The 19168-nt window shown below is 67.7% G+C and carries 20 protein-coding genes; 15 read left to right on the top strand and 5 right to left on the bottom strand.

What is annotated here, in order from left to right; translation table 11 throughout:
- Positions 1 to 15: 15 nt before the first annotated feature.
- The 3 genes from rpmA (at position 16) to proB (ending at position 2974) form a co-directional block, all read left to right on the top strand.
- On the top strand, positions 16 to 279 hold the full coding sequence (rpmA, locus tag VZC37_RS10290) for a 50S ribosomal protein L27 (RefSeq protein ID WP_330432356.1): 264 nt from the start codon (positions 16 to 18) through the stop codon (positions 277 to 279).
- Positions 280 to 389: 110 nt separating this feature from the next.
- Positions 390 to 1862, top strand: a complete 1473-nt coding sequence (gene obgE / locus VZC37_RS10285) for a GTPase ObgE (RefSeq protein WP_330432355.1) — start codon at positions 390 to 392, stop codon at positions 1860 to 1862.
- Complete coding sequence (gene proB, locus VZC37_RS10280; protein ID WP_330432354.1) at positions 1859 to 2974, top strand: glutamate 5-kinase; 1116 nt, start codon at positions 1859 to 1861, stop codon at positions 2972 to 2974. Before obgE ends, proB begins: the two co-directional genes overlap by 4 nt.
- A gap of 20 nt (positions 2975 to 2994) precedes the next feature.
- Here the strand turns inward: proB and VZC37_RS10275 are convergent, their stop codons facing one another.
- The 5 genes from VZC37_RS10275 to ectA form a co-directional block, all read right to left on the bottom strand.
- Positions 2995 to 4653 (bottom strand): CotH kinase family protein, encoded by a 1659-nt coding sequence (locus VZC37_RS10275; RefSeq protein WP_330432353.1) that lies wholly within the window; start codon positions 4651 to 4653, stop codon positions 2995 to 2997.
- A gap of 91 nt (positions 4654 to 4744) precedes the next feature.
- Positions 4745 to 5650, bottom strand: coding sequence for a Sir2 family NAD-dependent protein deacetylase (locus tag VZC37_RS10270; RefSeq protein WP_330432352.1), 906 nt, complete (start codon positions 5648 to 5650; stop codon positions 4745 to 4747).
- 89 nt (positions 5651 to 5739) lie between these two features.
- Positions 5740 to 6177 (bottom strand): ectoine synthase, encoded by a 438-nt coding sequence (locus VZC37_RS10265; RefSeq protein WP_330432351.1) that lies wholly within the window; start codon positions 6175 to 6177, stop codon positions 5740 to 5742.
- On the bottom strand, positions 6174 to 7445 hold the full coding sequence (gene ectB, locus VZC37_RS10260; protein ID WP_330432350.1) for a diaminobutyrate--2-oxoglutarate transaminase: 1272 nt from the start codon (positions 7443 to 7445) through the stop codon (positions 6174 to 6176). The genes VZC37_RS10265 and ectB overlap by 4 nt, the downstream gene beginning before the upstream one ends.
- Positions 7446 to 7567: 122 nt before the next feature.
- Positions 7568 to 8095, bottom strand: a complete 528-nt coding sequence (gene ectA, locus VZC37_RS10255; protein WP_330432518.1) for a diaminobutyrate acetyltransferase — start codon at positions 8093 to 8095, stop codon at positions 7568 to 7570.
- A 187-nt stretch (positions 8096 to 8282) separates the two neighbouring features.
- Here ectA and rsmD point away from each other — a divergent pair, with 187 nt between their 5' ends.
- From rsmD to smc, 12 genes are all read left to right on the top strand, one after another.
- Positions 8283 to 8891 carry a 16S rRNA (guanine(966)-N(2))-methyltransferase RsmD gene (gene rsmD / locus VZC37_RS10250; RefSeq protein ID WP_330432349.1) on the top strand — a complete coding sequence of 203 codons (609 nt, stop codon included), beginning with the start codon at positions 8283 to 8285 and terminating at the stop codon, positions 8889 to 8891.
- On the top strand, positions 8888 to 9955 hold the full coding sequence (locus VZC37_RS10245) for an NAD(P)H-dependent flavin oxidoreductase (protein WP_330432348.1): 1068 nt from the start codon (positions 8888 to 8890) through the stop codon (positions 9953 to 9955). Before rsmD ends, VZC37_RS10245 begins: the two co-directional genes overlap by 4 nt.
- A gap of 108 nt (positions 9956 to 10063) precedes the next feature.
- On the top strand, positions 10064 to 10552 hold the full coding sequence (gene coaD, locus VZC37_RS10240) for a pantetheine-phosphate adenylyltransferase (protein ID WP_330432347.1): 489 nt from the start codon (positions 10064 to 10066) through the stop codon (positions 10550 to 10552).
- Positions 10553 to 10683: 131 nt separating this feature from the next.
- On the top strand, positions 10684 to 11502 hold the full coding sequence (locus VZC37_RS10235) for a DivIVA domain-containing protein (protein ID WP_330432346.1): 819 nt from the start codon (positions 10684 to 10686) through the stop codon (positions 11500 to 11502).
- A gap of 69 nt (positions 11503 to 11571) precedes the next feature.
- A complete protein-coding gene (locus VZC37_RS10230; RefSeq protein ID WP_330432517.1) occupies positions 11572 to 12216 on the top strand; it encodes a YceD family protein in 645 nt (214 codons plus the stop codon).
- Positions 12217 to 12267: 51 nt separating this feature from the next.
- Positions 12268 to 12987 (top strand): ribonuclease III, encoded by a 720-nt coding sequence (gene rnc, locus VZC37_RS10225; protein WP_330432516.1) that lies wholly within the window; start codon positions 12268 to 12270, stop codon positions 12985 to 12987.
- A gap of 12 nt (positions 12988 to 12999) precedes the next feature.
- Positions 13000 to 13917 (top strand): bifunctional DNA-formamidopyrimidine glycosylase/DNA-(apurinic or apyrimidinic site) lyase, encoded by a 918-nt coding sequence (mutM, locus tag VZC37_RS10220; protein ID WP_330432345.1) that lies wholly within the window; start codon positions 13000 to 13002, stop codon positions 13915 to 13917.
- Positions 13918 to 13995: 78 nt separating this feature from the next.
- Positions 13996 to 14229, top strand: coding sequence for a FitA-like ribbon-helix-helix domain-containing protein (locus VZC37_RS10215; RefSeq protein WP_330432344.1), 234 nt, complete (start codon positions 13996 to 13998; stop codon positions 14227 to 14229).
- The gene (locus VZC37_RS10210; RefSeq protein ID WP_330432343.1) at positions 14226 to 14648 is read left to right on the top strand and encodes a type II toxin-antitoxin system VapC family toxin; all 423 of its coding nucleotides are present in this window, start codon (positions 14226 to 14228) and stop codon (positions 14646 to 14648) included. The genes VZC37_RS10215 and VZC37_RS10210 overlap by 4 nt, the downstream gene beginning before the upstream one ends.
- A gap of 88 nt (positions 14649 to 14736) precedes the next feature.
- Entirely contained in the window at positions 14737 to 15195 is a 459-nt protein-coding gene (locus VZC37_RS10205; RefSeq protein WP_330432342.1) for an OsmC family protein, read from the top strand.
- A 5-nt stretch (positions 15196 to 15200) separates the two neighbouring features.
- Entirely contained in the window at positions 15201 to 15485 is a 285-nt protein-coding gene (locus VZC37_RS10200; protein ID WP_330432341.1) for an acylphosphatase, read from the top strand.
- Positions 15486 to 15560: 75 nt separating this feature from the next.
- On the top strand, positions 15561 to 19166 hold the full coding sequence (gene smc, locus VZC37_RS10195) for a chromosome segregation protein SMC (RefSeq protein WP_330432340.1): 3606 nt from the start codon (positions 15561 to 15563) through the stop codon (positions 19164 to 19166).
- Positions 19167 to 19168: the final 2 nt, after the last annotated feature.

Genomic DNA, 19168 nt, shown 5'->3' with positions numbered 1-19168 from the left:
AGGAGGACTGCAGAGATGGCACACAAGAAGGGCGCGTCCAGCTCGCGCAACGGTCGTGATTCCAACGCCAAGCGCCTCGGCGTGAAGCGCTTCGGTGGTCAGCAGGTCAGCGCCGGCGAGATCCTCGTCCGCCAGCGCGGCACCAAGTTCCACCCGGGCGTCAACGTCGGCCGCGGCGGCGACGACACCCTGTTCGCCCTGGAGACCGGCTCGGTGGAGTTCGGCACCAAGCGTGGACGCAAGACGGTCAACATCGTCCCGGAGACCACCGCGGTCTGACCCGGACGGTCTCATCACGCACAGCTCTCACAGGGCGGGCAGGGTACAGATGAACCCTCCCGCCCTGTTTGCTTTTCCCCGGCTGCGCAGTCCAGAGAGGAAGTAACCCGATGTCCCGGTTCGTCGACCGCGTGACGATCCACGTCGCGGCGGGTAACGGCGGCCACGGCTGCTCGTCGGTCCACCGCGAGAAGTTCAAGCCCCTGGGTGGTCCCGACGGTGGCAACGGTGGCAACGGCGGCTCGGTGCGCCTGGTGGTGGACCCGCAGGTGCACACCCTGCTCGACTTTCATTTCCGGCCGCACGCGAAGGGCTCGAACGGCAAACCCGGAATGGGCGACAACCGCGACGGCGCCACCGGCGAGGATCTGGTGCTGAAGGTGCCCGACGGCACCGTGGTGCTGGACAGCAACGGGTCGATCCTGGCCGACCTGGTCGGCGACGGAACCACGTTCGAGGCCGCCCAGGGCGGCCGTGGCGGACTGGGCAACGCGGCGCTCGCATCCAAGGCGCGCAAGGCGCCCGGCTTCGCGTTGCTCGGTGAGGAAGGTCAGCATCGCGACCTCGTCCTCGAACTGAAATCGGTCGCCGACGTCGGTCTCGTCGGTTTCCCGTCGGCAGGCAAGTCGTCGCTGGTGTCGGTGCTGTCGGCGGCGAAGCCGAAGATCGCCGACTACCCGTTCACCACATTGGCCCCCAATCTCGGTGTCGTGCAGACCGCCGGGGACGTGTTCACCGTCGCCGACGTCCCCGGGCTGATCCCCGGTGCATCCACCGGTCGGGGACTCGGGCTGGAATTCCTGCGACATCTGGAACGCTGCGCCGTGCTGGCCCACGTCGTCGACTGCGCCACCCTCGAGCCCGGGCGCGATCCGTTGTCCGACATCGACGCGCTCGAGGCGGAGCTCGCGGCCTATCAGCCGGCTCTCGACGCCGACCACGGTCTCGGCGACCTCGCCGAACGTCCCCGCGTGGTGATCCTGAACAAGATCGACATCCCCGATGCCGCCGACCTGGCTGATCTCGTGGAACCCGAACTGGCGCAGCGCGGTTGGCCGGTGTTCCGGATCTCCGCGGTGAGCCATGAGGGTCTGCGCGAGCTCACCTTCGCGCTGGCGCGGATGGTCGCCGATTACCGCGAACGTCACCCGAAGCCACAGCCGCGCCGACAGGTCATCCGACCCAAGGCGATCGACGAGGTCGAGTTCAGCGTCGTCCCGGATCCGGAGGTCGACGGCGGTTTCATCGTCCGCGGCACCCGGCCCGAACGGTGGATCGCCCAAACCCAGTTCGGCAACGACGAGGCGGTCGGCTACCTCGCGGACCGGCTGAACCGCCTGGGCGTCGAGGACGAACTGGTGCGCCTCGGCGCCGAGCCCGGCGCCCCGGTGACGATCGGTGAGGTGACGTTCGACTGGGAGCCGATGACCCCGATGGGCGACGACGTGCCCGTCACCGGTCGTGGCACCGACGTCCGACTCGATCGCAACGAGCGGGTCGGGGCGGCCGAGCGCAAGCAGGCCCGGCGACTCCGCCGGGGTCTGCCCGACCTCGACGAGGAGTCCGAACAGGACATCCCGTGAGCGACGTCCGCGAACGCATCGCCCGTGCGCGAAGCGTCGTGGTCAAGATCGGGTCCTCGGCGCTCACCGACCTGCACGACGGCCTGGATCGGGCCCGGCTCGACCGACTCGCGGACGCGCTGGAGGCGCGGATGCGCGCCGGATCGGACGTGATCGTGGTGTCGTCGGGAGCCATCGGCGCCGGCATCGCACCGTTGGGACTGAAGAAGCGTCCGACCGACCTCGCCACCAAACAGGCCGCGGCCAGCGTCGGACAACTGGCTCTCGCCCACGCCTGGGGCACGTCGTTCGGCCGCTACGGGCGGACGGTGGGCCAGGTACTGCTCACCGCCGACGACGTCTCCAACCGGGCACATCACGCGAATGCCCAGCGCACCCTGGATCGGCTGCGCTCGCTCGGCGCGGTGGCCGTGGTCAACGAGAACGACACGGTCGCCACCACCGAGATCCGCTTCGGCGACAACGACCGACTGGCCGCTCTGGTCGCGCATCTCGCCGGCGCCGACGCACTGGTCCTGCTGTCCGACGTCGACGGCCTCTACGACGGGGACCCGCGTCGTGTCGGCGCCGACGGCAGCCGCGCGCGACTGATCCCCGAGGTACACGGGCCGGAAGATCTCGACGGTGTCATCGCCGGGTCGGGGGGCGCGCTCGGAACCGGCGGAATGGCCTCCAAGCTCGCCGCTGCGCGGCTGTCGGCGGATGCGGGTGTGCCAGTGCTGCTCGCCGCAGCCGAACAGGCCACGCAGGCGTTGGCGGACGCATCCGTCGGCACTGTCTTCGCCGCTCGCGACGAGCGGCTGTCCGCCCGTCGGTTCTGGGTTCGGCACGCCGCCGACGCGCGTGGACAGATCGTCCTCGATGACGGCGCCGTCGCAGCCGTGTCGAAGCGGCGCCGTTCGCTACTCGCCGCCGGGGTGGTCGGGGCCCACGGCCGGTTTCATGCCGGCGACGTCGTGGAACTCGTCGACACCGGCGGAATGGTGTGCGCCCGTGGCGTCGCCGCCTACGATTTCGACGACGTCGCCCGCATGGTCGGCAGGTCGACATCGGAGCTCCCGGCGGAGCTGCGCCGACCGGTGATCCACGCGGACGACCTCGTGGCGGTCTGACCGTCAGCAGAAAGACCTCTTCACGAGAAGAAGAGCGTCGATCCGGTCGGGGACTGGTGCACGCGCCGGGCACCGGCCGGCGTCTTGTCCGAACCGAACGTCGCTGCCGCCCCGGTCCTTACGCTCACGAGCCGGAAATACCCGCTGTGGGTGAACTCGTCCGGGGTGTCGACCGGTCGGACCTCGAACTCGTCCGCGTGGTCGGTGTTGTCGCCGGCACAGGTGTACAACAGCTTCTGGCCGGCAGCGGTGGCGAACGCCCTGCTGGCGTGCAGGACGTGCCCGGACCCCTTGTTCACCAACGACTTTCCCGTGCCGAGGTCGGTGAACGACCACAGATCCTCGTCGTCGACGGTCGGCGGTCGCCGACGATGGACGACCTCGAAGTTCGCCGGGGCGGGCACATCCGCGGGAATGCCCTCGTGCGTGGTCCGCATGCACTCGTTGGTGGCATCGTCCCGGATGTACACGGGCGCGGCCGCACCAGGTAGTCCACCGAGCAGGTGGCCGGCCGAACCGGCCAGACGCAGCTGCTTGCGCACCGCGCCGATCTCCGTCGGGAGGTTCGGTACCCGAAGGCCGTCGAGGATGTCCTCCATCGTGTCGATCATCGGGATCAGCTGTGACTGCTGGGTGTCGCGCCCGAAGATGCCGACCCGCCATGACCGGATCTGATCCATCAACTGCTCGCAGCGATCAGGATCCTTGCGCACCAGCTTCGCCAGCAGGCCGTCGTCACCGAGCTTGAAATGTCGGTGTGACTGCAGGATCTGATCGAGACCCCAGGGGATCATCCGAAAGTTGACGTTGCCGACGCCGGGATTCGCGACGGCGTCGACGTCATTGAAGGTGTAGGTGTTGTTGGTGTTGCGTGAGTAGCCGTCCCAGTGCTTCAGGAAGAAGTCCATGGCATAGCAGCGGATGAACTGATCGAGATCGACGACCTCGTCGGCGCCGGCCAACCCGTCCGTCGTTATGCGGTCGATCGCCAACCGCAGGTCCGCCTTGTCGTCGAACTCGGACAGATCCTCGACGCCGATGCGGTCGAACCGCGCGTCGACGAAGTCGTCATTGTGCTCGAGTTCGTACAGGTTGCCCTTCCGGTCGCCGAAGTTGCGCTCGATGTAGCGCGGCATGATCGGCTCCACACTCACGTAGACGCCGGGACCGTTGACATTCGGCAGGCCCTGGCCGACGGGCTTTCCGTTCACGAACACCCGAGCGAAGTTGCACCGCGACCGGGGGAGTCCGGCCAGTTCGAACAGCTTGTAGCCCAGCGGTTGTCGAATATAGGAGCGGTCCTGGACCGAATTGTTCAGGGTGATGTAGCGCGACCCGATCAGGTCCTCGATCAGCGGACGGTTCGGCCGGTTGTCCTTGCCGAAGTCGATGTGCAGGCTGGGTTTGGAACTGCTGATGGAACCGCAGAACGACTTCTTCTTGATCCCGACGTCGGTGAAGGTGGTCTTCGCCGGGAAGCGGGTACCCGAGATCTCGACGGACGAGGCCCGGTGCCAGGTGTAGCGCGCACCGCCGGTCCAGTCGAAGTTGCACACCCCGCCCTTGGGTTGCTGGTTGCGTACGGCCTCCCACTCCGCCGCGGGCATCGAGATCCTGATCGTCAGGACGTTGTCGATCGCGTACAACGCATCGAGTGCCTGTTGCTGTTCGATGGTCATCGACCCTCCCGAGAGCCGGTCGTGTGACCGATAGTGCCAGTGGTGACGACCAGTCTGTCTCCCCGGCGATCGTTCGGGCACGAGTAGCCGACTACGCGAATCCGTTCGCCGCGACGTCGTCGGGTGCCGCCAGCCGCGGCAACACCACCGACGCGAGGTGGTCGATCTTCAGATCGGACAATTCGTCGGCACGCGTCGCGCCGCGGTTCACGATGACGAGCGCCTTGCCCGTGCGGTGGGCATGCCGCGCGAAGCGCAGGCCGCTCATCACGGTCAGCGACGATCCGACCACGAGTAGCGCATCTGCCTCGTCCACCATCGAAAAAGCTTGCTGCACTGTCTGTTTCGGAACACTTTCGCCGAAATAGACGATGTCGGGCTTGACGATGCCGCCGCAGCCGGGGCAATCGATCATGGTGAAATCACTGGTGTCGTCGATGGCCGCGTCCGCGTCGGGCGCCACCTCGATTGCCCCGCGTCCCCGGACACGGCGGGTGAACCCGTGATTGAGATGCTCCAGGTCGCGGGCGAGCCGATGGCGTGAGATCCGCCAGTCGCACCGCAGGCACCGCACCCGCCCGTAGCAACCGTGCAGTTCGAGGACCCGCCGTGTGCCGGCCTTGGTGTGCAGCATGTCGACGTTCTGGGTGATCACGCCGGTGAGCCTGCCCGCATGCTGCAGGGCGGTGAGGGCGCGATGAGCGTCATTGGGCTGCGCGGCATCCATGTGCCGCCACCCGAGATGGTTGCGCGCCCAGTAGTGCCGGCGGAACTCGGGGGAGGAGAGGAACATCTCCAGCGTCATCGGGGTCCGAGTCGGTGCTCCGGGGCTGCGGTAGTCGGGAATACCGGAATCGGTCGAGATCCCCGCCCCGGTCAGGGCGACGATACGCCGTCCGTCGAGCAGGGTACGGGCGCGGCGGATCTGCTCGTCGACGTCGTCATCGAGCGGCGTCGGCTCGGCCGGGGTCCAGCCGATCTGCAGTCGCGTGCGCACCCTGTCCAGGGTAGCGCTGCCGGACAGACCACCGGCCCGGCAGAACGCGGGGTTCTGCCGGGCCGGAGTTCACCATCGACGGCGGCCGGTCAGTCGGCGGCCACCGCCTCCGGAGTATGTTTCCCGGTCGGCTCGGGGACGGCGACCAGCGGGTAGACGCCGTTCTCGTCGTGCACCTCGGTGCCGACGACCGGGGGATTGAAGACGCACAGCATGCGCATCTGGGTGTCTGCGGTCACGGTGTGGCGTTCGTGGCCGTTGAGCAGGTACATGCTGCCCGGGCCCAGCGGGTACGTCTCGCCGGTCTCACGGTCGAGCAGGGTTCCCTCGCCCTCCACGAGCCACACCGCCTCGATGTGGTTGGCGTAGTGGAACTCGTTGACCGAACCGGCGTTGATGGTGGTCTCGTGGAACGAGAAACCGACCCGATCGCCACCGAGGACGATGCGCTTGGAGACCCAGTTGCCCTTCGGGTCGGCGACCTCGCGCTCGGTACCCGTGATCTCTTGTGTGGTACGGACGATCATCCGATCACCTCCTTGACGGAATCAGCAATGATATCGAGGCCGCGGTCCAGATCCTCATTCGAAATGGTCAGCGCCGGAAGCAGTTTCACGACCTCATCGGACGGGCCGGCGGTCTCGACGATCAGACCTGCGCCGAACGCGGACGCACTCACCTTGCCGGCGGCGGCGGCCTCGTCGAACACCAGGCCCTGCGCCATCCCGCGACCGCGGGTGGAGATGCCGCTGAACTTCTCGCACAGCTCGGTGAAGCGGGTGTGGATGCGGTCGCCCTTGGCGTGGACGTCGCGGGTGAGCGCGTCGTCGCTCCAGTAGTGCTCGAGCGCCTTGGTGCCGGTCACGAACGCGGGGTTGTTGCCGCGGAAGGTGCCGTTGTGCTCGCCGGGCGTCCACACGTCGAGGTCGGACCGGAAGAGGGTCAGGGCCAGCGGCAGGCCGTAGCCGCTGATCGACTTCGACAGCGTCACGATGTCGGGCTTGATGCCGGCGGCCTCGAACGAGAAGAACTCGCCGGTGCGGCCGCAACCCATCTGCACATCATCGACGATGAGCAGGATGTCGCGACGCTGGCACAGCTCCGAGAGCGCTTGCAGCCATTCGGCGCGGGCGACGTTGATACCGCCCTCACCCTGGACCGTCTCGACGATCACCGCGGCCGGGCGATTGAGCCCGCTGCCGGAGTCGTCGAGGACTCGCTCGAACCAGTTGAAGTCCTCGACGACACCGTCGAAGTAGTTGTCGAACGGCATCGGGGTCGCATGCACCAGCGGGATACCCGCGCCGGCACGCTTCATCGAGTTGCCGGTCACCGCAAGCGATCCCAGCGTCATGCCGTGGAAGGCGTTGGTGAAGCTGATGATCGACTCGCGTCCGGTGACCTTGCGGGCGAGCTTGAGTGCTGCCTCGACCGCGTTGGTGCCGGTGGGGCCGGGGAACTGGATCTTGTAGTCCAGTCCGCGTGGCTGCAGGATCTTGCCGTGGAAGGCCTCGATGAACTTGCCCTTGGCGACAGTGGCCATGTCGAGGCCGTGGGTGATCCCGTCGTCGGAGATGTAGTCCAGCAGAGCCGATTTCATCACCGGATTGTTGTGGCCGTAGTTCAGCGAACCGGCGCCGGCGAAGAAGTCGAGGAAATCCCGGCCGGTCTGGTCGGTGATGTGCGAGCCGCTGGCGCGGGTGAACACCGCGGGCCAGTTGCGGCAGTAGCTGCGCACCTCGGACTCGTGCTGGGTGAAGACGGAATCGTCGATTGACTGATCGAGAAGTTGCATTGGTAACTTCCCCCTTTACTTATTGACGATTGGTGGTTGACCATGTCGCACACGGCGTGCGCCGACATCAGGAGATGTCGGCGCCGCAGCCGTTGTGATGGTCGGTTATTGAGTTATGGGATTCAGGGTTCGATGAGTTCGGGCTCGAGGAGATAGAGATCCTCGGGCTCGTGCGCGTCCGGGAACTGATCGGCGGCGAAGAGATCGCGACGGTCGAAACGCAGACCGCGGGCTTTGGCCACCGACTCGAACAGGCGCTGGGAAGCGACGTTGTCCGGGCTGATCGTGGTGTGCATCGCGACGACGCCGGAGCGCTGGCACCGGTCGAAGAGGCGGTGCAGCATGGTGCCGGCGACGCCGTGGCCACGACAGGAGTCGTCGACCGCGACCTGCCACACCATCAGCGTGGACGGATCGGTTTGGCGCCGATAGCCGGTGACGAAACCGACCGGGCGCCCATCGACTTCGGCGACGATCGATGTGGAAGCGAAATCATGGCACCACAGGACATAGGAATAACTCGAGTTGACGTCGAGAACCTTTGAGTCCGAGGCGATTTCCCACAATCTTTCGCCGTCGTCGGCGGTGGGCTGCCGGTAATCGACAGCAAGGGCAGTTGTTGGGGCCGTACTTGTTTGGAGCGGGCTCATGACGTTTACGACGTTAACAACGCATGTCCCCGAAGTCATGCGCCTGAGGAAATCGGACACCGAAACCCCTATCAATCCCCTGCTCAGCCCGTGTTTGTGAAGTGAATCACAAAGTATTGCGTGACGGGGGAGTAGATGGGACAAGGGGTGGTCGTCTCCCGATCGCGATGACGCACAATGGTGGGTGATGACCAGGATAATCGCAGGTGAACTGCGTGGACGCAGGCTCACGGTTCCCGACGCCGGGACTCGGCCGACGTCGGATCGAGTCCGTGAAGCGATCTTCAACATCGTCGTGACGCGCGCTGACCTCGACGATGCCGACATTCTCGACCTCTACGCGGGGACTGGCGCGCTGGGCATAGAGGCGCTGTCCCGGGGCGCCGCCCACGCCACGTTCGTCGACTCACGACGGCGGGCCACATCGGTGATCTCCGCCAACATCGGAGCCTGTGGTCTCGGTTCGTCCGCAACCGTCGTCACCCGGCCGGTCGCGTCATTCCTGTCGTCGGGCGACGGTGAGGTCGACATCGCCTTCCTCGACCCACCCTATGACCTGCCGGACGACACGATGACCGCAGACCTGGCCGCCCTCGCGGCACGATGGATGGCCCCGGGCGGGCTCGTGATCGTCGAGCGTGCGGTGCGCGCCCCGCAGACGCAGTGGCCCGATGCACTCACCGTGCTGGTCCGCAAGGCCTATGGAGACACCCGCGTCGAGGTGGCGATCCATGACGGGCCGGACGACGCAGAACCGGAGAATGGCGGAACCGGAGAATGGAGGAGCGGCCGATGAGAGTCGGTGAACTCGAGGTTGCCGTGCCGATTGTGTGCGCCCCGATGGCCGGTGGTCCGACCAAGCCGGCGCTGGTGTCCGAAGTCGGTGAGGCGGGTGGGCTCGGAATGCTGGCGGCCGGATACCTGACCGCGGACGCACTCGAGGAACTGGTGATCGACGTCGAGAGTCGCAGCGGTCGACCCTACGGCGTCAACATCTTCCTGACCGGTATCGATTCGTGTGCCGGGCCGGCGGGAGCCGACACGTGGGGAGCCGTGCAGCGTTATCGCGACGACCTCGCCGTCGAGGCGCGGCGTCACGGGGTCGAACCGGGCGAGCCCCGATTCTCCGATGAGGCCGTCGACGCGAAGATCGATGCGTTGGCCCGGCATCGACCCGCGCTGGTCAGCTTCACGTTCGGCGACCCCGGACGTTCGCTGATCGACCGTGTCCATCGTGAGATCGGTGCGCCGGTCGCGGTGACCGTCACGTCCGTCGACGAGGCGCAGACCGCCGCGCGGTCGGGGGCGGACGCGCTGATCGCCCAGGGGATCGAGGCAGGTGGTCACCGAGGGCTCTGGTTCGACGACCCCGCCCTCGTCGCGGGTGGCCCCGCGACGCCGACCGCGGAACTCGTCCGCACGGTGACAACGGCCGTGGATCTGCCGGTGATCGCCGCCGGTGGCGTCACCGACGGTGCCGCCGTGCGCTCGATGATCGCCCTCGGGGCGATCGGCGCCCAGCTCGGGACCGCATTCCTCTGTGTCGACGAAGCGGGAACCGGCGCCGCCCACCGCGCGGCACTGCTCGACCGGACCTACCGCGACACGGTGATCACGCGAGCGTTCTCCGGACGGTCGGCGCGGTCCCTGCGCAACGGCTTCGCGAAGCGCCACGCCGACGCCCCGGCCGCCTACCCGCAGGTCCATCACATGACGAAGCCGATTCGCGCGGCCGCAGGCGGCGCGGGCGTGGCCGACGACATCAACCTGTGGGCCGGGACGGGATGGCGCGCCGTCTCGACGGGCTCGACATCGGATCTGATGGCCCGGCTGATCGCTGAGTTCGACGACGCGCCCTGAAACTGTGCGCCCCCTGACCCGGTTCACGCCCTGACCCGGTGCGCCCCCGGCCCGGTGCGTGCGGTGTCCGGCCGTCGCGTTGGGTGGATTGCTGGGTAGATTTCGGGCATGACCGCTGCAGTGTTCCCCGGATCCTTCGACCCGTTCACCGTCGGCCACCGCTACATCGTCGAGCGTGCCGCGGCCCGATTCGACTCACTCGTCGTCACCGTCGTGGTGAATCCGAACAAGCAGGGCATGTTCGGGGTCGACGAACGCATCGCGCTGATCCGTGAGGATTGCGCGCACCTGCCCAACGTCCGGGTCGAGCGGTGGACCGGGCTGCTCGTCGACCACCTGCGCCAGGAAGGGATTGACACGATCGTCAAGGGACTGCGCTCCGGCACGGACTTCGACTACGAGACACCGATGGCGCAGATGAACCGCGAACTGGCCGACGTCGAGTCGATGTTTCTGCTCACCGATCCCCGCTACGCCCACGTGTCGAGTTCGTTGGTCAAGGAGGTCGCGAAACTCGGCGGCGACGTGACACCGTTCCTGTCCCCGCACATCCACGAACGCCTGATGGCGCGGCTGGCAGGGGAGCGACAGGTCTGACGGTCCGGTCGTCGCGACAACCGGACCCGCGACACACCCCCCGCGCCTCATCAATCACAGCCACCCCATTCGGCACAATAGTCACAGTTGTTTCAGGCAGACCGAAGGCCACCAGCCGGATTGGGGTAGCTGTGTACCGGGTATTTGAAGCGCTCGACGAACTCGCCGCGATCGTCGAGGAGGCGCGGAGCGTCCCGATGACCGCGGGCTGCGTCGTTCCGCGGGGCGACGTCCTCGAACTGGTCGATGACATCAAGGATGCGATCCCGGGTGAACTCGACGACGCCCAGGACGTCCTCGACCAGCGTGACTCGCTGGTGGGCAACGCCCGCGACCACGCCGAGGCCGTGATCAGCAAGGCCGATTCGGAGTCTGAGGCCGTCGTCGCCCACGCACGGGCCGAGGCCGACCGCATCCTGTCCGAGGCCAAGGCGCAGGCCGACCGGATGGTCGACGAGGCGAACGGGCACGGACGTCAGCTCGTCGACGACGCGACCGCCGAGGCGCATCGGCTCTCCACCAGTGCCGCTCGCGAGTTCGAAGCGGTGACCGGGCGGGCGCGCGCCGAGGCGCAGCGCACGATCGATTCCGCGAACAATTCCTACGACAAGTCCGTTGCCGACGGCATCGCCGAACAGCAGCGCCTGGTGTCGGAGACCGAGGTCGTCGGTGCGGCCAAGTCCGAGGCCGAGCGGATCATCGACGCCGCACATGCCGAGGCCGATCGTCTCCGCGGCGACTGCGACGTGTACGTCGACGAGAAGCTCGCCCAGTTCGAGGAGATCCTCACCGGGACGTTGCGGTCGGTGAATCGCGGTCGGCATCAGCTGCGCACCGGAGCGGGCATGCACGACTACGTCGAGTACCCGCGCAGCGTCGACGAGCCGCCGGCGCCGCGGGGCAGCCAGAGCCGCGACCGGGACGATCAGGGCTCACCGCTCGCCGTCTGATCGGTCGCTGCGGAGTGGTTCGAAGACTCTGCAGGTCGGGCGTATCGTGCAACTGTGACAGATCGAGCAATGAGTCGAGGTGTCGCGGCCGGCGGAACCGGGCCCGGCGACACCGGTGACAAGCAGCGCGAACCGTTCGTCCTCGACGTCCGGTCATTGGGGCGTCGCGCCGGCACCATGGCGGAGGTTCATCGAACCGTCGTGACGCCGCAGCGTGTCGGCCTCGACATGCTGGCCATCCCGGCGGGGTCGGAGATGGATCTCGACCTGCGGCTGGAGTCGGTGACCGAGGGCGTGCTGGTCACCGGAACCGTCTGCGGCGAGACCGAAGGGCAATGTGCCCGGTGTCTGGAGCCGATCGAGAGCACCGTCACCGTGTTCCTCACGGAACTGTTCGCCTATCCCGACAGCGAGACCGAACAGACCACCGACGCCGACGACGTGCACCGCATCGTCGACGACCGTATCGACCTCGAGCAGTCGATCATCGATGCCGTCGCGCTCGAACTCCCCATGTCGCCGTTGTGCACCGACGACTGCCCGGGTCTGTGCCCGGAATGCGGCATACGCCTCGCGGTGGCCGAGCCGGGCCACGATCACGAGGTCATCGACCCGCGGTGGGCGGCGCTGCGCGAGAAGTTCGGTTCGGCCGGCGACTCCAGAGACGGCGGCCCGCAGTCCGACGACGCGCCCCAGGACAAGGACGGTGACTGAGTCGACGTGGCCGAAGGACCAGGCGTGACCGACGACACCGCGGGATCCGTCATCCCGACCGATCCGGAACAGGAGAAGTTCGCCGATCTGCTCGACGCCCTGCACACGCAGCTGTCGACCGAACTGCTCGTCCTCGCGCTGACCCATCGGTCCTACGCGTACGAGAACGGGGGCCTGCCCACCAACGAGCGGCTCGAGTTCCTCGGCGACTCGGTACTCGGGGTCATCATCACCGAGCGCCTGTACCTCCGATACCCCGATCGGTCGGAAGGTGAACTGGCGAAGATCCGGGCCAGCGTCGTCAACATGCACGCGCTGGCCGAGGTGGCCCGAGGACTCGGTGAGGGTGGGCTCGGGCGCCACCTCTACCTGGGGCGGGGGGAGGAATTGACCGGCGGCCGCGACAAGGACTCGATCCTCGCCGACGGCCTCGAATCGATCTTCGGTGCCCTCTACCTCGAGCACGGGCTCGCCGTCTGCAAGGAGATCATCCTCGGACTGTTCGACGAGATCATCGGTCGCGCAGGGCATCTCGGCGCGGGTCTGGATTGGAAGACCTCGCTGCAGGAGCTGTCGGCGGAGGGTGGCCACGGGCCGCCGCACTACCAGATCACGTCGACCGGACCCGACCACAACAAACACTTCACCGCCGTTGCGGTGGTGGCGGGCGAGAGCCTCGGCGAAGGCAGCGGGCGGACCAAGAAGGAGGCCGAGCAGAAAGCCGCGGCCTTGGCCTGGCAGGCGCTGACCGACCGCGCCGCAACGCGTTGAGCGTGCCCTGACGTGCCGGAACTCCCCGAGGTGGAGACCGTCCGCCGTGGCCTCGCCGATCATGTGAACGGCCGCCGGATCGTCGGTGTCGAGGTGCTGCACCCGCGATCCGTGCGCCGGCATCTCGGCGGCGGTGCGGATCTCGTCGGCCGCCTGACCGGCAAGCAGGTCGGCGGGGTGTACCGGAGGGGAAAGTACCTGTGGCTCGACATCGTCGACTCCTCCGTGGATCGAGTAGCTGCGAACGGAGTGAGTGGCGTATCGAGATCGAGCCCAGACAGCTTTCCGCTCGTCGTCCACCTCGGCATGAGCGGTCAGATGCTCATCAGCTCGGCCGGGGCCGAGGACCACATCCACCTGCGTGTCCGCGCGTCGCTCGACGACGGCAACGAATTGCGTTTCGTGGATCAACGGACGTTCGGTGGCTGGCACGTCGACGAATACGTCGACGTGGCTGGAGATCTCGGGGGTCGTGTGCCGGAATCCATCGCACATATCGCACCGGACCCGTTCGACCCCGTCTTCGACCCGACTCGGGTCGTCACCGCGATCCGCGCCCGGCACACCGAGATCAAACGCGCTCTGCTCGACCAGACCGTGCTGTCCGGGGTGGGCAACATCTACGCCGACGAAGCGTTGTGGCGCAGCAGGATTCACGGGTCACGGGTCACCGACGGCATCAGCCGGGCCAAGTTGGTCGACCTGATCGCGTCGGTCACCGACGTCATGCGGGACGCACTCGTCGTCGGCGGCACGTCGTTCGACTCCCTGTACGTCAACGTCAACGGCGAGTCCGGATACTTCGAACGTTCCCTCAACGCCTACGGCCGCGCGGGCGAACCGTGCCGGCGGTGCGGTGCGATCATGCGCCGCGAACAGTTCATGAACCGGAGCTCGTACTTCTGTCCCCGGTGCCAACGCAGGCGCTGAGTCCGCTCGATGTAGTCGGCGACCGGCCGTCGAGAACGAATGCTATCGTTGGTGATATCACCGGTGGGAGGTGTTGTGATGTCGTCGATCATCGTGCGCGGGCTCGACGAGTCGGTCAAGGAGCGACTGGCTGAACAGGCCAGGGAACACGGCCGGTCCATGGAGGCCGAGGTTCGTGACATTCTGACCAAGGCTGCGAACCGCCCCCACATCGGACTTGCCCTCATGCAGGCCGCGCAGGACGTGGGCGGTGTGGACGACCTGCCGGTACCGCCGCGGTCCGACATCGCGCGAGCCGTGGAATTCGAATGATCGTCTTGGACACGAACGTGGTATCCGAAGTCCTTCGATCGCGACCCGATCCGCAGGTCGCGTCGTGGCTCGAATCGCTGACGGGGGACGTGGCGATCACCGCCGTCACGCTTGCGGAATTGTTGGCCGGGGTCCGCCGACTTCCCGCGGGTCGGCGAAGTCGCGCACTTGCCGCGCGCATCGACGCCGCCATCGAGCCGTATCTGTCCGACCGGTCGGTGCTCGCGTTCGACCATGTTGCGGCGGTGCAGTACGCCGATGTCCTCGCTGCGCGGGAGTCCGCGGGACTGCCGATCGCCATGGCCGATGCCCAGATCGCAGCGATCTGTCGCGCGCGCAATGCCACCTGTGCGACCCGGAACACGAAGGACTTCGCGCACACCGGCATCGACGTCGTGGACCCGTGGACTGACATATGAGTGTGGTCCCGTCACGGAAGCAATCCGGCCCTGCCGGTGTTGTGGAGTCCGAGTCCGAAACCGACCAGAGAATCGAACGAAAGCGATCATGACCACCGATCAGCAGACAGCTCAGACCGCCGCAGCCACCGCATCGCCGAGCACCGAGCTCTGGGTGGAACGCACCGGAACGCGTCGCTACACCGGCCGGAGCTCCCGAGGAGCCGAGGTACTGGTCGGCTCGGAAGACGTCGAGGGCGTCTTCACTCCCGGTGAACTCCTCAAGATCGCGCTCGGAGCGTGCACCGGCATGTCCTCGGACCGACCGCTGTCCCGCCGGCTCGGTGACGACTACGACGCCACCATCCGCGTCAGCGGGGCCGCCGACCGGGAGAACGAGGTCTACCCGGTCCTCGAGGAGGTCTTCGAGATCGATCTGTCCGAACTCGACGAGGACGCGGCCCAACGACTGCTGGTCGTGGTCGAGCGCGCCGTCGACGCGGTGTGCACGGTGGGTCGGACGCTCAAGGCCGGGACCACCGTGAACCTCGCCATCGAGACGGACTGACCGCGATGGCCGGCGACGACACCGTGCGCCTGACCGCCCACGTCCACGGAATGGTGCAGGGCGTGGGATTTCGATGGTGGACCCGGTCACGGGCGCTCGAACTCGGACTGGTCGGGTCTGCCACCAACCTCGCCGACGGACGGGTGCTGGTGGTCGCGGAAGGACCTCGCGACGCCGCCGACGCACTGCTCACCGCGCTGCGCTCCGGCGAGACGCCCGGTTCGGTCGACGTGGTGGTGGAACGATACGACCCACCCCGCAACGATCTGCAGGGATTCGTCGAAAAATAGTGGTATCCCGGACGGTCGTCCACAGGACCGCGTGGTGCCGCCGTCCCCGCGCGATGGTGAGTACTCTTTACCGTCGTGCACCTCAAGAGCCTCACCCTGAAGGGCTTCAAGTCGTTTGCGTCGTCGACGACGCTGCGCTTCGAGCCCGGGATCACCTGTGTGGTGGGGCCGAACGGGTCGGGCAAATCGAACGTCGTCGACGCTCTGACCTGGGTGATGGGGGAGCAGGGCGCCAAGGCGCTGCGCGGCGGGAAGATGGAGGACGTCATCTTCGCCGGCACCTCGGGCCGTCCGCCACTGGGACGCGCCGAGGTCACACTCACCATCGACAACGCCGACGGCGCACTGCCCATCGAGTACTCCGAGGTGTCGGTCACCCGCCGCATGTTCCGCGACGGTGCCGGCGAATACGAGATCAACGGGAACTCCTGCCGACTGATGGACGTGCAGGAACTGCTCAGCGACTCCGGCATCGGGCGCGAGATGCACGTCATCGTCGGGCAGGGCCGCCTCGCCGCGATCCTGGAGTCGCGACCGGAGGAACGCCGCGCCTTCATCGAAGAGGCGGCCGGCGTCCTCAAGCACCGCAAACGCAAAGAGAAGGCGGTGCGCAAGCTCGACTCCATGCAGGCCAACCTGGCCCGCCTCACCGACCTCACGGCCGAGCTCCGACGGCAACTCAAGCCGTTGGGGCGCCAGGCCGAGGTCGCCCGACGTGCCCAGACGGTCCAGGCCGACCTGCGCGACGCCCGTCTGCGACTGGCCGCCGACGACCTGGTCACCCGGCGCGCCGAGATGGCCGAACACACCGCCGTGGAGGACCAGGTACGTCTCCAACAGGACGAGGTCACCGCCCTGCTGGACCGCGCGAACGACGAACTGCGGGAACACGAACGACATCTTGCCGAGGTCGCCCCGGCCGCCGCTGCCGCCGGACAGACCTGGTTCCGCCTGTCCGCGCTGGCCGAACGAGTGGACGCCACCAGTCGGGTGGCCACCGAGCGCGGTCGCTACCTCAGTGAACCCGTGGCCGCCAACACCGGGACCGACCCGGAAGAACTCGACCGCCGCGCCGAGGAGGCCGCCGAGACCGAGGCCGAGCTCGATGCCGCGGTCACCGCGGCAGCCGAGTACCTCGAGTCCGCGCGGGAGGAACTCGATCACCACGAAGGCGTCGCCGCGGAAGCCGAACGTGCTCACCTCGCGGCAGTTCGCGCCATCGCCGACCGTCGCGAGGGCCTCGCGCGCCTGGAGGGCCAGGTCGACAACCTGCGCACCCGATCGGAATCCGTCGACGCGGAGACCTCGCGGCTCACCGCTGCCATCGCCGCGGCCAACGAGCGCGCCGAGGCCGCCCAGGGCCGGCAGGACGCGACCGCCGCCACACTCGGTGAGTTCGAAGCTGCCGAGCACGGCCTCGACGACCACCACGAGCGGTCGGTCACGGCCCTGAACCAGGCCAACGAACGCGTCGCCGCGTTGCAGGCGGAGCAGCGGGAGACCGAACAACGAATCGCCTCACTGAGTGCGCGCATCGAAGCGCTCGAGCTCGGCCTCGAACGAAACGACGGCGGCGCATGGCTGCTGGAGAACGCACCGGACGGGCTGCTGAGTCCCATGTCCGAACTCCTCACCGTCGAAACCGGCTACGAGACCGCCATCGCAGGCGCGCTGGGAACCATCGTCGACGGCATCGCGACCGTCGACGCAGCCGCCGCGGTGCGTGCCCTCGACGCCCTGAAGTCCGGCGACGGTGGTCGCGCCGCGCTGATCCTCGGCGGATTGTCGAGCACGGAGTCGCGCGGCGACGTCACGCTGCCATCCGGCGCGTGTTGGGCGGCATCTGTGGTGACCTGCCCGGCGTCGATCCGCGGGGCCGTGGACCTGGTACTCGCCGACACCGTCGTCGTCGAGACAGCCGAGCTGGGACTCGAGATCGCCCAGCGCCACCGGGTGCGTACGGTCACCCGCGACGGCGACCGCATCGGTCCGGGTTCCGTCGAGGGTGGATCGTCGCATCGGCAGTCGACTCTCGAGGTCCAGTCCTCGATCGATGCCGCGGCCACCGATCTGGCCGCGTCGCGGCACAGATCCGAGGAGATCGAGGCGGCACTCGATGGTGCCCTCGCCGAACAGGTCACCAGGCGCGAGTCCGCGGAAGAGGCCCTGGCCGCACTGCACGAATCCGATGCGAACGTCGGTGGGACCTACGAGGAGATGGCCCGACTGGGTCACGAGATCCGCGCCGCGCACGCCGAGGCCGAACGCCTGACCCGTCAACGGGCCAAGGCCGAAGAGGGCCGCGCCGACATGGTGGAGTCGCTGCGGGAACTCGAGGAGCGCCTGCGGCTGGCGCGCGACGAGTCCGACGAGACGCCGGCACACGCCGGGGACGACGAACCACGGGCGGCCGCCGCCGCGGCGGTGACCGCGGCCCGGTCGGCCGAGATGGAAGCGCGGCTGGCGTTGCGTACCGCCGAGGAGCGTCTGGCGTCGGTGAAGGGACGTGCGGACTCCCTGCGTCGGGCGGCAGCCCGCGAACGCGAGGCGCGGATTCGTGCCGAGCGTCAGGACCGCGCCCGACGTCACGCCGCATCGGTGGCCGCGGCGGTGGCAGAGGCGGCCCGCGACGTCTCCGAGCGGTTGCAGTTGTCGGTCCAGGACGCGCAGGCCGGGCGCGACGAACTCGAGCAGATGCGGGTGGAGCGGACCGCCGCCGTCGACGAACTCAAGAAGCAGGTCGGCGACCTCACCGCACAGCTCGACAGGCTCAAGGACGCCGTTCACCGCGACGAGGTGGCCAAGGCACAGGCCGCACTGCGGATCGAGCAACTCGAGGAGCAGATCCTCGAGTCGTTCGCGGTGGCCCCAGACGATCTGGTCGCCGAATACGGCCCGGACGTCCCCATGCCGCCGTCGGCGCTGGAGATGCAGGAGTACGAGCAGGCCAAGGAGCGCGGCGAACCCGTGGTGGCGCCGGCCCCGATGCCGTTCGACCGGGCCGCCCAGCAGGCGCGGGCGAAGAAGGCGCAGAAGGACCTCAACACGCTCGGCAAGGTCAACCCGCTGGCCCTCGAGGAGTTCGCGGCGCTCGAGGAGCGCTACAACTTCCTGTCGGCCCAACTCGAGGACGTCAAGGCCGCGCGGCGGGATCTGCTCGCGGTCGTCGACGAGGTCGATGCCCGCATCCTGCAGGTCTTCACCGAGGCCTATGCAGACGTCGAGCGCGAGTTCACCGAGGTGTTCCGTACGCTGTTCCCCGGCGGCGAGGGACGGCTCGTACTCACCGAACCGGGCGACATGCTGACCACCGGAATCGAGGTGGAGGCACGCCCACCCGGCAAGAAGGTCAAGCGTCTGTCCCTGCTGTCCGGTGGTGAGAAGTCGCTGACCGCCGTGGCGATGCTGGTTGCGATCTTCCGGGCTCGACCGTCACCGTTCTATGTGATGGACGAGGTCGAGGCGGCGCTCGACGACACGAACCTGCGGCGGCTGATCTCGTTGTTCGAACAGCTCCGGGAACGGTCGCAGCTGATCGTCATCACACACCAGAAACCGACCATGGAGGTCGCCGACGCCCTGTACGGCGTGAGCATGCGCGGCGACGGGATCACGACAGTGATCTCACAGCGGCTGCGGGGAGTCGACATCCCCGTGGGTCAGCAGCCCGACGCGACCTGACG

It is taken from the genome of Gordonia sesuvii (assembly GCF_036350415.1).
Taxonomy (GTDB): Bacteria; Actinomycetota; Actinomycetes; order Mycobacteriales; family Mycobacteriaceae; genus Gordonia; species Gordonia sesuvii.
The sequence above is the reverse complement of the archived record's forward strand: the minus strand, read 5'-3'. Positions and strand labels throughout refer to the sequence as shown.